This is a genomic window from Streptococcus sp. 2018037, from assembly GCF_019754195.1.
Lineage (GTDB): Bacteria > Bacillota > Bacilli > Lactobacillales > Streptococcaceae > Streptococcus > Streptococcus hashimotonensis.
Genome location: NZ_JAIJZQ010000016.1, coordinates 35843 through 49136 on the forward strand (window position 1 = coordinate 35843; position 13294 = coordinate 49136).

General features: G+C 44.4%; 8 protein-coding genes and 1 pseudogene. 1 reads left to right on the forward strand and 8 read right to left on the reverse strand.

The window, feature by feature from the left end; translation table 11 throughout:
* Positions 1–4: 4 nt before the first annotated feature.
* The 7 genes from K5Q29_RS07010 to K5Q29_RS07040 form a co-directional block, all read right to left on the reverse strand.
* A complete protein-coding gene (locus K5Q29_RS07010; RefSeq protein ID WP_105139323.1) occupies positions 5–1486 on the reverse strand; it encodes an ABC transporter substrate-binding protein in 1482 nt (493 codons plus the stop codon).
* A gap of 69 nt (positions 1487–1555) precedes the next feature.
* Positions 1556–2479, reverse strand: a complete 924-nt coding sequence (locus K5Q29_RS07015; protein WP_012027800.1) for a carbohydrate ABC transporter permease — start codon at positions 2477–2479, stop codon at positions 1556–1558.
* A gap of 9 nt (positions 2480–2488) precedes the next feature.
* Entirely contained in the window at positions 2489–3418 is a 930-nt protein-coding gene (locus K5Q29_RS07020; RefSeq protein ID WP_012775341.1) for a sugar ABC transporter permease, read from the reverse strand.
* 201 nt (positions 3419–3619) lie between these two features.
* The gene (locus tag K5Q29_RS07025) at positions 3620–5500 is read right to left on the reverse strand and encodes a beta-N-acetylhexosaminidase (RefSeq protein ID WP_398578111.1); all 1881 of its coding nucleotides are present in this window, start codon (positions 5498–5500) and stop codon (positions 3620–3622) included.
* 12 nt (positions 5501–5512) lie between these two features.
* On the reverse strand, positions 5513–6379 hold the full coding sequence (locus K5Q29_RS07030; protein WP_105139321.1) for an ROK family protein: 867 nt from the start codon (positions 6377–6379) through the stop codon (positions 5513–5515).
* Entirely contained in the window at positions 6360–9032 is a 2673-nt protein-coding gene (locus K5Q29_RS07035) for an alpha-mannosidase (RefSeq protein ID WP_105139320.1), read from the reverse strand. The genes K5Q29_RS07030 and K5Q29_RS07035 overlap by 20 nt, the downstream gene beginning before the upstream one ends.
* A gap of 1 nt (position 9033) precedes the next feature.
* Entirely contained in the window at positions 9034–10320 is a 1287-nt protein-coding gene (locus tag K5Q29_RS07040) for a glycoside hydrolase family 125 protein (protein ID WP_105139319.1), read from the reverse strand.
* Positions 10321–10831: 511 nt separating this feature from the next.
* Between K5Q29_RS07040 and K5Q29_RS07045 the strand changes: the two genes are divergently transcribed.
* Positions 10832–12973, forward strand: a complete 2142-nt coding sequence (locus K5Q29_RS07045; RefSeq protein ID WP_105139318.1) for a GH92 family glycosyl hydrolase — start codon at positions 10832–10834, stop codon at positions 12971–12973.
* Between the two features lie 157 nt (positions 12974–13130).
* Here the strand turns inward: K5Q29_RS07045 and K5Q29_RS07050 are convergent.
* Positions 13131–13294, reverse strand: a pseudogene (locus tag K5Q29_RS07050) (IS4 family transposase); the annotation flags it as partial.

Here is a 13294-nt window from a genome sequence, read left to right on the forward strand (position 1 = left end):
CGAATTATTTATTTGCTAAAAACTCATCGTATTGTTTTTGCATTTCTTCTTTTACTTTTTTGTAGGATTCTTCTGCTTCCAATTTTTTCAGCATTTCTGGAACAGCAACATCAGGATTCACAGTACCAGTATTGATACTTGCTGCATATTGGCTCATGATATTTTGGATACTTGTAATTTCAGTCTTAACTGCATCAGCATTGAAGTTGAAGCCAAGAAGTGGAGACTCTTCTGCACCTGCCAGCAATTCTTCTGCTTTTTTCACATCTTCATCTGTTACCTTGTCAGTGATGTAGAGAATTTGGCTGTTACCTGTGTTCCAAGCTGACATACGAGTATCGCCTTTGTAACCATCTAACAACTTAATACGATTTTCAGCACTTGGGTCTTTTTCCCAGTTGACTCCCTCTGGACCAAATACCAAGCCGTTCAGCAATTCTGGATTTGTATTGATAAGAGTCAGTACTTCCATAGCTTTTTCTTTGTTCTTAGATGTTTTTGAAATGACAAAGTTTGCTACTTGGGTAGATCCGCTTGTCTTATAGGCAGATGTGATTGGTTTAGAAGTAATCTTATAGCCTGCAACTGTTGAAAGGAGGCTATCACCAAAGTCAGCTGGTCCTTGTGTTTCTTCACGAACAAACCAGTTTGCTACATCAAGTGAGAAGGTTGCGTCAGTAGTCGCTGCATCTGCCATAATGTAGCCAGCCTTATAGTATTTGTGAATGGTACGAAGGTTATTCATGTGGCGGTCCACTTCAAATGGGTTTACCACTTTTGTAGTGTCGCCTTTCAAGTCGATAGCAAATGGTAACTCATTTCCAGCTGGATATTCCAAACCGTCTGTTGATGGTTTGCTAGATTTCACCCAGGCAAATGGTGTCACATCTGCTTCTTTTTCTTTGATGGTTGCCAACATGCTTTCCACATCATCGTAGCTATCTACTTTAGAAATGTCAAAACCATACTTATCAACCATGTCTTGGTTGAAGGAAAGCATCTGTTGACTAGCTACGTTACCGATGACAGGGACTGCGTAGATTTTTCCGTCGATGGTATTTCCTTTGATGTAGGCAGGGTCAATAATGTCATAGAGAGCCTTGCCTTCTTTCTTGTAAAGTTCTGTTAAATCAGCGTAAGCTCCTTTTTGCGCATTGATAATATAGTTGTCTGCAAAGGCAATATCATATTCCTCACCAGATGAGGTAATAATGGCCATTTTATCCTTATAGTCACCCCATGAGATATACTTGATGTCTAGATGGGCACCTGCTTCTTTTTCGATAATCTTATTGGCATTTTCCAAAAGAACATCAATGTTTTTCGGTGCGTCTCCGATTTGATACATGAGGATGTTTGTCAATCCATTTTCTGTTGTAGCGCTACTTGATGCGGTCTTATTTCCAGTCAGACTACCACAAGCGGCAAGGGCAGCTGCGGACGCAAGTGTCACGCAGGAGTAGGCAAATTTTTTCCATGTTTTCATTTGGCTGTTCCTTTCTATTTTTTTAGATAATGAAGTATGGAATACGATTGTTAAGATAGAGTGAGGTCTCTACTCCTTGACTCCGCCAATTGTCAAACCTTTGACAAAGTAACGTTGGAAGAAAGGATAGAGACAGGCAATTGGTAGAGTCGATACGACCACAATAGCCATACGTGTTGCTTCTTTTGGAAGTGCCCCTGCAACTTCTGAGGACATAGCCGCTGCCGCAGCAGCATTTTCAGAAAGATATTGAATGTTTGCTTGAATTTTCATCAGCAGGTATTGGAGAGGGAAGAGGTTATCGCTCTGGATATAGAGGAGAGCGTTGTACCAGTCATTCCAAAAAGCGAGGGCTGTAAAGAGAGCGATGGTTGCGATACCTGGCAGGGTTAGTGGCAAGCAGATTTGGAAGAAAATCCGAAATTCACTGGCCCCGTCAATCCTGGCGGATTCGATAATAGACTCAGAAATAGTCTTTCTAAAGAAGGACCTCATCACCATGATATTGAAAGGAGACAGCAGCATGGGTAGAATCAAGGCTGCCACTGTATCTTTGAGATTTAAAAACGAGGTCATGACGATATAGGTTGGAATGGTCCCTGCGCTAAACAGCATGGTAAAGAGAGCCATCAGGGTAAAAAATCGTCTGTATCTGAAACTGTTTCTCGAAATGGCATAGGCGTAAAGAACGGTGAAGAAGACATTCAAACTCGTCCCTACAATGGTCACAAAGAAGGTGATAAAGAGGGCTTGGAGAATCTGATCTTTCAATTGAAAGAGGTATTCATAACCTGCCAAACTCCATTGCTCTGGCCAGAAAGAATAGCCGTTGATAGCCAAGCTTGTCTCATCTGTCATAGAAATGATGATAACAAATATGAAGGGAAGGGTACAGGATAGGGCAAATATCCCTAGTAAACTTGAGAAAAATAGATCTGTTTTCTTACTAAATGAATGAATAGAAACAGAAGTGATTTGTTTCTTTTTTTTCATACTCCCCTCCTAGAATAAGGCTGATTCCTTATCAAAGCGACGAACAATCAGGTTGGTCACTACCACCAAGATACAGCCGACAACAGATTGATAGAGGCCTGCCGCGATAGCCATACCGATGTCCCCTGTTCCTGCAATGCCACGATAAACGTAGGTATCAAGGACTTGAGTCACATTGAAGAGAGGACCTGAATTTTTCGGAATTTGATAGAAAAGGCCAAAGTCTGCTCGGAAGATATTTCCGACAGCCAGAATCGTTAAAATAGTCATCAGAGGCATTAACTGAGGAAGGGTAACATAGCGGATGCGTTGCCACTTGGTCGCTCCATCCACAATCGCAGCTTCATAATAGGTTGGATCAATGCCCATAATGGTTGCATAATAAATAATACTGTTGTAGCCCAAACCTTTCCAAATTCCTAAGAAAAGCAAGATGAAAGGCCAATAGGTCGGTGTGCTGTACCAGTTGATAGGATCCATCCCCATTCCTTTGAGAATATTGTTTATCAATCCTTTATCTGGACTCAAAAATGCGTAAACGAAGAAACTGATAATGACCCATGAAAGGAAATAAGGGAACAAGGTTGTGGTCTGGTAGATCTTTACCAGCTTCTTCGACCGCATCTCACTAAAGATAATGGCAATACCTACTGCAAAAATCAGTCCGAGTACGATAAAACCAAGATTATATAAGATGGTATTTCTTGTGATGATATAGGCATCGGATGACTGAAATAGAAATTTAAAATTATCCAATCCTATCCACTTACTTTGTATGAGGCTATCCCAAAAACCGTTACCTGTATGGCGATAGTCCTTAAAAGCAATCACATTGCCAAATACTGGAATATAGAAAAATAGAATGAGCCAGATGACTCCTGGCAATACCATTAGGAAAAAAATGGCATTTTGTTTTAGATTTTTTATGAGGTCTTTCATCATAGCTCCTTTCTATTATGAACCTTTACATTATTAGTTTACTCCTGATTGGGCCAACTGTGAATTGCCACATTATAGGCAAAATTCTACAAATTATAGGTGTATATAACAACCGATATATCTTCTGTAAAAAACAAAGAAAATCTGGGTTGCTAATCAACATTTGCATAAAAAATCGAGCCCTTTCGAGCTCGAACACCACTAGGTTGTGTAGATGGTTGAAGCCGTCGCAATAATCTGCCATTGGTTGGCAGTTGTCGCACAAAAACCCTTGTCCTGATGGAAGTCATCGTAAGGGAGAATAGCCACTTCTAGTTCATCTAGTTTAGGTACTTCATTGTTCAGATAGGCTTGCAACCGCTGGATTGCTCGGCCAATGCGGGCATCCAAGCCCCCTAGGCGAATGTCCACCGTATCCAGACCAAACACCTTCTTCTCTACCATCCATTGGTAGCTGAGCGCCTGATAGAAGCTTTCTAGGTCTATTCTTAGTTGCTGCAAACCGTCAACTTGCTCTGCCAAGACCTGACGATTTCCTTCCTGATAGGCCTGACGAATATCTGCCGAAATTGCCGCCTTGGTCGCCAAAACCTGACACAACTTAGCCTGAGTATCAAAGAGATAGGCATAGCCCTTGGCTCGGCTTCCAACCTCTGCCAATCTAGGCGCTAATTCCTGATAAAAGGCACTGTCTTTTTCGGCATCAATATGCTCTTGCAACAAGGGGCAGAGAATATCCTGATACAAGATGTAGCGACTGGGATTGAAACCGTGATGACCTGGACCTGGGTGGCTAGGTGTCTTATTTGGCAAATCCAATTGCAGGAAGTCATCTAGGGAAACTTGGTGTAGTTGATAGAAATGCTCAGCCAGACAGTCCAAATTTCCTCGGTACTGGAGTTCTGCCCAAGCATGAAGACTCGGCAAGATCGAGAAGGTGGCACATTCCCCACCATTATCTCCCCAAGCGGTCACCGTCACTTCTTGGACACCATACTCTTGGCAGGCAGCATGGGCTTCTGGCGCAATCCGCATACTGAAATCATTATCAGGAGTAAAACCAATCCACTTCCAGGCCCCACTTGCAAAGGCAATCCGTTCTCCCAACTGCTGATGACTAGCTAGTTTTTGGGCATAACTCTCACGACTGGTCTGATAGTAATCCCAATAAATCAAGGTCACTCTGTCCTTGAGGCGATCCAAGTAAGCCTGGATTTCCGAATCAATTTCCAACTGACCAGTATAATCCTTACTCGCTGTCAACAACTGGAAGAACATATCACTCCACATACTACAATGGAAACCATACTTGTCAGCAATATCCAAGACCTGTTCCAAGTGTTGACACATAATCAGACTTCGTTTCTGATAGCCATGTTGATTGAGGTATTGCCCCAGCCCAACCAAGTGAGCCTCATCCATACCGATGTTAATGGTCCGTGTTTTCAGATGGGACAAGGCCTCAAACATCTTATCAATCAAGGCATAGGTCCTCTCATCCCCAATCAAGAGAATATTGTCCACATCTCGAATGGCCTGAATAGATGATATATTCCACTTGAGGTAGGCAATCAGATGGGCCAAGGTCTGGATGCAGGGGATAAATTCCATACCGTAACGGTGGCACTCCTCCTCAATAGCCTGCAATTCTTCTCTTGTATAGGCCCCTCGGAAATAACCAAAATAGGGTTCCTCACACAGTTGGTAGGTATCTTCCATATAAAGTTGGAAATGGCTGTAGCCCATCAAGGCCAGTTGTCTAATCAAGATCTTACTGGATTCGACAGTAAGGACAGCATTTCGAGAACAATCTTCCATAAAACCGAGTTGACGGTAGGCAGGTTTTTCTCGGATCTGTATGTCAGTCTCGCCCTGAGCCAACTGACTGGCCAAAACAAGCAAGCCTCGATAAATCATGTATTCTTTAGGCACACGGATACGGTAAGAACCTGCTGAACCTTCAATCCGCAAACTCTCCTTGCCATCGACTTCAAGTTCTAACTGGCAATCCAAACCCAGCCCAGAACAAATCTCTTCCAAGACCCTCTCCGACTGCTGTAACGAATGGTTTATCTGTAACATCATCATTTCTCCTTATTGTAGGGTCTTCATATAAGCACCCATGAGATTGGCATCCTGCTGATAGTGACAGGCACGAATAGCAGGTAGATAAGGAAATTCTTCTGGATATTCCTTTTGAATAGCCTCTAATTGCTCCTGAATGGCTTGGATAAAGACTGGATTCTGGCTGATAGAGCCGCCGATTGCCAGCACTTCTGGTTCCAGGAAATAGGAAATATTTAAAATACCATAGGCCAGATTGCGTGTCATTTCTTCAATGGCTAATTGACATACCTCATCTCCCTGTTCTGCTAGTTCAAAAATCCGCTTCCCATTCCAATCTTCCACAGCTTCCTCATATTGACTAGCAACCTGTCTGACCAAACTTCCAGTAGAAGCAAGTTGGGACCAGTTTTTGAGAGGTTCCTTTCCAGTAGCAATCAGCATATAGCCAAATTCGCCACCGAAACCTTGTTTCCCACGGATAAGTTTTCTATCCACAATCAAGGCACCACCGATACCTGTCCCACAGACGACACAGGCAAAGGTCGATAACTGGTCATCAACAGCCAATTCACTCAGACCGACACAATTGGCATCATTTTCCAAATATACAGGACAGCCATACTGACTTAATAACTCATACCAAGATACACCATGGATATAAGGAACGGCACTCAGCCCCTGGATAACACCTGTTTCAAGGTCTACCGCTCCAGGTATACTGAGGGAAATGGCCTCCAAGCCGTCTACTGGCTGAATAAGACTGTCCATAAGCGCCAACAATTCTGCTAAACTGGCCGGTGTTGGCCATTCCTGTCTATGGTTGATCTGCTTATCTGAACCAATCAGGGCAGCCTTTATGCCCGTGCCTCCAATATCAAAACAAGCTACTACCATATTCTTTCTCCTTTTCAAGATAGCCAATGACCTCTGTTCGGATTGCCTGAGGTTCAATCCTAGCCGGCAAAGCCTCTAGTGGTTCTTCCAAGAGGTCAACCCCTTCAGTCCACTCGCACCAACCTGCTAACTGCTCCTGGCTCATATTGTAATAACGGAGCAGGATGCGGTCCGAAGTTTCTGCCACCTTCAAAGAAGTCACGCATAAGCGGTCCTCTTCCAGTGCTGGATGACTCAAAAACTGATGATCACACGGCAGATGCCCACTATGGCTGGTCAGTTGTTTGGTTAGCAGGTTTCCTTGGAAGGCTTGCACTCTTTGGAAGCTGGCAAAACCTTCCTCTACTGGGCAAATTTCAAGGGCATAGTCCAACTGACATTCCCTCAAACACTGGGCTTCTGGCGTTGGGAAGTAGCCCCAATCTCCCAGCTCTCCAGTCGCACGAAGTAGTGTCAAAGCTATCTTGCCCCTGTCTAGGATTTCATACTCATGTAGGCCCTTACTCGAAACGGTCATGGCTTGTCGACCATCTGATAGACAAATAAAACTACGATGACGTTGAGGATTGGACGGATTTTCCCAAGCTGGATGAGGCTGATTTGGACGTTCAACGACTTCAAAGATGGAGTCCGCCAAGTGGTTCTCCGCTTCTATACCAATATCGAAGACTGCTCGTAAGCGATGGTCCTTGATTTGGTTATGAAAATTGGTCTGGATGCGAATCTGTGGTTGATGGCGGTAGAGGGTCAGATAGGTGGTAAGGAACAGGTCTTTCTTTTCCTGGCTCCTTTGAGAGGTTCGATGTTTGAATTCTACCAGGCGCTTCTGTTCATCTTCCAGACTGGTTTCCATAGCCACAGGCAGATGCAAACGATGAATGACCTTGGCAATACTGACTGCTTCTGTTTGGTAGACAAGTTCAAAGTCCTCTATCTGACCATAGATCGCTTGATCATTTTTAGGCGCCATGAAGATGTATTCATTGCCCAAATCTCCACAATCTTCAAACCGTAGCCAGTCATTATAGGCTTGACCCGTTCTCTTGTCTTCTAGTAAGAGCTGACCATCCACCACGTCAATACGGTAGTAATCATTCTCAAACTGTTCACTTAAACTGCTATTCACTCTAGCTTCTCCAATCGGCTTGACCTGATAGGTCTGCCATGAAAATGGTGCCTGATTTTCCACTACAAAGCGGACACGAATCTGGCGGGCAAAATTGGCGGAGCGAAAAGCATCTTTTGGTAAATCGTAGCGGAAGTTGACACCTAGATCTTCAATGGTTGCTTCCAGCTCTTGCCCTTGACTGGTAAAGAGACCCAAGGCTGGCAGAGAAATAGCTGCCATGGATTGGAAGTGTTGGTCTAACTGCCCATCTCGGAAATCTTCCTGCCCGACAACCAAATCGACCTCTACTAGCTGGGTTTGTCGGCAGGCTGTAGTATTGAAAACAGTAAATAGTAAGCCGTCTAATTGGCTAGAATCCACCTGCTTTTCCCACCTGTCTAGGGAGCGCTGGCTCAGGAAATGAGCAACTTGCTGGACCTTCTTAAAGCGGGTTTCCATCTCACTATGCACCTGGTCTACGCTACAGCCACAAATGCTATCATGGGGGGCATTCTGCAACAAGAGTTTCCAAGCGTAGCGCAACTCATCTCTGGGCACCTTATCTCCTGTCATCACCACCAGGGGTTCTACAACTTGTTCCAAAAGCTGGCTGGCTTGGTCATTGGCTTGCTTGAGATAGATTCTCGAAGAGGCCGTATTAGCCAAGGTGTACCAGCCATCTGTTTCCTGGCTAGTCAATTCTCCCTTGACACGGCTTAGGTCTACAGGCAATTCTTCCTTGACAGCTGCTATGTATTCTTCAAAGCTTGAATGAACAAAGTCTATATCTGGATACAATGTTCGGGCCAGTCGCAAGGCTTGGCTGAGATTTTTCTGGACAGGCTGGTGATCACAGCCATTCATCAGCAGATAGTGGGAGGTTGAAGCGTATTTGCGGACATCTGCAAATTTTTTCTCCCAGAAAACACGCGCTTCCTCCTCATCAACTGGGATTTCATTGCCATTGCTGTACCAGTTAGCAAATAAAATTCCCAGAACCTGACTGCCATCTGCCCCCTCCCAAATCATCTCCGAGAAAGTGGACTGGAATTGGTCATCTCCCAGAACCTGATTATCAAAGCCAACTGGTTTGACCCCACGACCAAACAAGGCCACATCTATACCAGCCTGACGCAGTAGCTGAGGAGCCTGCCCCATATTGCCAAAAGTATCTGGATAGTAGCCAATCTTCGGAGCCCGTCCCCACTTCTTGCTTTCCAAGTGGCCCAGAAGGGTATTGCGCATATTGGCCTCGCTGGTGATGAGGTAATCATCCTGCAAGATGTAAAAGGGTCCAATAATCAGCCGACCGTCTTGAATGTATTTCTTCAATAATTCTCGATTCTGCGGACGAATTTCCAGATAGTCATCTAGAACAATGGTCTGACCATCTAGATGAAAACTCCTAAACTCAGGATCTGTTTCAAATAAGTCAAATAGGTCATCAAATAGCTCTACTAAGCGCATCCGATGTTCTTCCAAAGGAAGATACCACTCCCTATCCCAGTGGCTATGTGAAATAATATGAACCGTTTCTTTTCCCATTTTATTCCTCCGGTCGTATATCATAATAATCTAAAACCAATTCGCAAAACATCATATTTGCCCAGGAGAACCACTCCCTAGAGTAAAGCGTCGGATCATCCACATGGAAACTCTCATGCATCAGTCCTGTACCGCCATCACAGGCCACCATGGTATCCAATAAGCGCGCTTTTTCTTCCTTGTCATCCGTCGTCAATCCTTGAATAGCCAAGGCAATCGGCCAAATATAGCGATAGAAGGTATGACTGGAACCAAGACCCGCAGCATAGTCGCCCTCGTAGTAATAGGGATTTTCTTGACTTAAAATGGTCCGACGGGTTGCCAAATAGATAGGATCATCTTTGGAACAATATCCTAGATAGGGAGCCGCCAACAAGCTAGGGACATTGGGATCATCCATGATCGACTGATTGCCCAATCCGTCCACTTCATAGGCAAAAATAGTTTCTCCCGCCTGATTCTTGGTCAGCCCGAAGGTCCGAATCCCCTGGTCAATTTCCTGCGCCAACTGTTTGGCACCTTCAGCCAAATCTGAGAATTCCTCACTGGCAAACAGCTCTGCTATTTCTCCTAAATAGCCCAAGACGACGACCGCAAACATATTTGAGGGAATGAGGTAAGGGTAGATACAGGCGTCATCACTTGGACGAAAACCAGACCAGGTCATCCCTGTATAGGCGCAGGGAGCCCCTTTTCCTTGGTGCGTGAGGGTATCCTCTAGCCGGTCAGTATCCCGCTCAAAGCTATAAGGGGAGTCTTCATGGTGCTGCTCCAATTTCCAGACTTGAACAATTTTTTCAGCTGCCCCAAAGAAGGTCTGGTTAAAATGACTGGTTTCCCCTGTCGCTTTCCAAAGTAGATAGGCTAGTTGAAGGGGGTAGCAGAGGGAATCCACTTCATATTTCCGCTCCCAAATCCAGGGTCCCATCTGAGTGTGGTCAGTCTGGTGCCCATGTCCATTGGCTGCCTGATTAAAGGCATTGGCATAAGGATCCATCAAAATAAAGGCCATTTGCCTCTCTACCAGACCTACAATCATCTGGCGCAAGGTCTCATCTTTGCCTGCTAAGGCTAGATAGGGTTTGACCTGGGCTGTCGAGTCCCTCAACCACATGGCTGGAATGTCCCCTGTTAAGACAAAAGTAGTCCCATCTTCCAACTGACTAATGGTCCTATCAAGCGTATCCGTATAACACCTTTCAAATACACTCCCCCAACTTGGGTGGTCTGCTGTTTTCTTCTGAATGTCCGTTAGCCAGTGCTCTATGATTTCTTTTGTGTAAAACATGATTTCTCCTTTTCATCCGTTGCTCAGACTTCTTCCAACCTCTATCTGGCAAGTCCCTATCATTTTCATTGGGCACAAGGTTCCTAGTATCAGTCTATACAATTCCAAATGCAAATCCTATACACAAATTAAACGCATTTTTACACAAATATTGTCAGTTTTAGAAAACGCTTTCTTTTCGCTCGCTTTCTCTATATAATAAGGAGACACCACTTATTATCAATATCGTCTTTTAGTTTACTTTTAATACTCGCTTCAAAGGTTTGGGAAACCTTTGAAGGCTGGAGATAGTGCGAACCAAGTTCGCTTCAAAAGCCGCAGACATAACTCAATGCTTTCTTGTTTCTAGGTGACCAGCTGATGTACTTCGCTTTTTTGTTTTCAGGCTCAGGTACGAATAGTCCACCGGACTATTCGTATCCCCCAGACTGTTTCAATCAGGCAAGGCGAGTTAACGAAGTAATAAAAGAAAAACTAAATGACGATAAAATAAAAAAGAAAAGGATAACCTATGCATACCTCCATCGTTTCAACCATTGACACCCGCTATGGTACTTATAACTCACATGCCTTTTCAAACGGAAACACCCTACCATTGACAGGGGTCCCTTTCGGCATGAATTATTTTGCTCCCCAGACCAGCGACCAGACTGGAAACTGGTGGTTCAATCCCTATGAACCTGTCTATCAGGGCATTCGCTTAACCCATCAACCCAGTCCTTGGTTGGGAGATTTCGCCTCCCTCCTATTGACGCCTGTCACAGGTGAATTAAGCCGAGATAGCCTCTTTCACCGTCAATCTAGCTACCAACTGGATCAGGCTGTTTTCCGACCTGACCTTCTTCAATTACAATCCAACCGCTATCGCTTGATAAGCCGTTTAGCTCCCAGCCGATACGGAGCCAGTTTTGAGATAGCGTCTTTTGCTAACCAGCCTGTCGGAATAGTCTTCTATTCATCTGGAAAATCCATTTATCGACTGCTCAATCCTCATCAATTGCTCATTCAGATTTTTCAGGTCAGCGCCTGCCAATCCCCTGATTTCTGCATGTATGCTCTCCTAGAATTTGAAGAGGAAATAACAGAATGTTACCATCTGGTCAAGGATCGCAAGATAGCTAAAGCGGAAGTGGTGGGAGAAGATTTGCACCTTCGCATCAACTTCTCAAGCACTTCTATCAAGGGGCGTTTGGCTACCTCTTTTATCAGCCCTGAGCAGGCCGCCTTTCTATTGAAAGATGTTCCTGACTTCCCCCAAGCCCAAAAACAGGCGGAAAGCAACTGGAACCAACTACTGGGCCGTGTTCAGATTCGTGACAAAAAAACAGAAGACATCAATTTCTTCTACCACTGCCTCTATCGTTGCCTACTTTACCCACAGACTTTCTATGAACCTAGTCCTGATGGACAAGCCATTCATTTTGACCCCATCAGCAACCAGGCCAAACTAGGCAAATTTTTCACCAACAATGGCTACTGGGACACCTTCCGTTCCTCCTATCCCCTGCTGGCACTTATCTACCCAGACTATTTGGAAGAGTTTCTCCACGGCATTCTCCAACACTATCGAGATACTGGATTTTTACCCAAATGGCTATCACCAGACGAACGCGGTATCATGCCAGGAACTCTTGTAGATGGAGTCATTGCTGATGCGGCCTGCAAGGGACTTGTTCCTCATTTGATGGAAGAGTTTCTCCAAGCCATGATTGAAACCAGTCAAAAGACCGATGCGAATCAACGTTACGGTCGACACGGTAGTCAGATTTACCGCCAGTTAAACTATCTCCCTCTTGATTTCAACGAATCTGTGAGCCATTCTCTTGATTATGCCTACAGTGATTGGGCTATCAGCCAAGTAGCAGAAAAACTGGGGCAGGACCAACTGGCTAAGCAGTACGCTCAAATGAGCCTGGGCTACCGACAGTTATTCGATAGCCAAACAGGTCTCATGCGTGCCAAGGATAGACAGAAACAATTCCGAGCAGACTTTTCCCCTCTAAGCTGGGGAAGAGACTATGCCGAATGTTCTGCCCTACAAGCAACCCTGTCTGTCTTTCATGACATCGATGGACTGATCGAATTGATGGGCGGAAAAGAAGCCTTTACCACCTACCTCATCCAACTGTGCAATCAGGAAGCTTATTTCTCACCTGAACAGTACGGCTACGAAATCCACGAAATGTCGGAAATGGCACAAGCCAATCTCGGTCAGCTTGCTATTTCAAATCAACCGAGCTTCCATATCCCTTATCTTTTCCAATGGTCTACCAAACCAGAATACACTAGTCTACTCATTCACAAAATCAGACAAACAGCTTTCAAGACAGGTTTTCAAGCCTATCCAGGTGACGAGGATAATGGTAGCCTTTCAGCCTGGTACATTTTCTCCTGTCTAGGCTTCTATCCTGTCTGTCCTGGAAAAGCTGACTACCAAATCGGACTACCGCATTTTAAGGAAGTAGACTTGCTACTTGCAGATCAACACAAGCTGACCATTTCTACTCCAAAGAGCGATGCAAATTTCCAGTTTGTCAAGCAAGTTTCATTAGACAAACAAGTCATCCAAACCATCAAGCATGATCAGTTAGTGACAGCTAAGTGTCTGGAATTTGACCTATCTATACTTCCAAGTAAGGAGCCATACTCTTAGAACAATAAATAGTCAGGGAACAACCCCAATGTCATTAAGTTAAGCATTTAAGTAGCTAAAGAAACTATTCCCGTCTGAGCAGTTCATGACAAAACGGGAATAGTTTTTGTATTTAGGGCGCACAAAAAGGAGGTTTTTTAACCCTATTTTTCAACTATTATGTTACTCTATAAGTGAAGCTTACGGGAGCCTGACTTTTTATCTTTCTTTGGAAGGTTCGATTGGGTCGAATAATGGATAAATGCTTAGCAATGTAGGTTTCTAATTGGAAGGAAGTAAGTTCTTCTCTAAGAAATTTTCGACAGGCATAAACAGCGTCTG

What these genes read in the sequence shown, in the direction of transcription:
- K5Q29_RS07040 (WP_105139319.1), bottom strand. Translation starts at nt 10,320, where the DNA reads ATGTTTTACACAAAAGAAATCATAGAGCACTGGCTAACGGACATTCAG.
- K5Q29_RS07020 (WP_012775341.1), bottom strand. Translation starts at nt 3,418, where the DNA reads ATGAAAGACCTCATAAAAAATCTAAAACAAAATGCCATTTTTTTCCTA.
- K5Q29_RS07030 (WP_105139321.1), bottom strand. Translation starts at nt 6,379, where the DNA reads ATGGTAGTAGCTTGTTTTGATATTGGAGGCACGGGCATAAAGGCTGCC.
- K5Q29_RS07035 (WP_105139320.1), bottom strand. Translation starts at nt 9,032, where the DNA reads ATGGGAAAAGAAACGGTTCATATTATTTCACATAGCCACTGGGATAGG.
- K5Q29_RS07010 (WP_105139323.1), bottom strand. Translation starts at nt 1,486, where the DNA reads ATGAAAACATGGAAAAAATTTGCCTACTCCTGCGTGACACTTGCGTCC.
- K5Q29_RS07015 (WP_012027800.1), bottom strand. Translation starts at nt 2,479, where the DNA reads ATGAAAAAAAAGAAACAAATCACTTCTGTTTCTATTCATTCATTTAGT.
- K5Q29_RS07025 (WP_398578111.1), bottom strand. Translation starts at nt 5,500, where the DNA reads ATGTTACAGATAAACCATTCGTTACAGCAGTCGGAGAGGGTCTTGGAA.
- K5Q29_RS07045 (WP_105139318.1), top strand. Translation starts at nt 10,832, where the DNA reads ATGCATACCTCCATCGTTTCAACCATTGACACCCGCTATGGTACTTAT.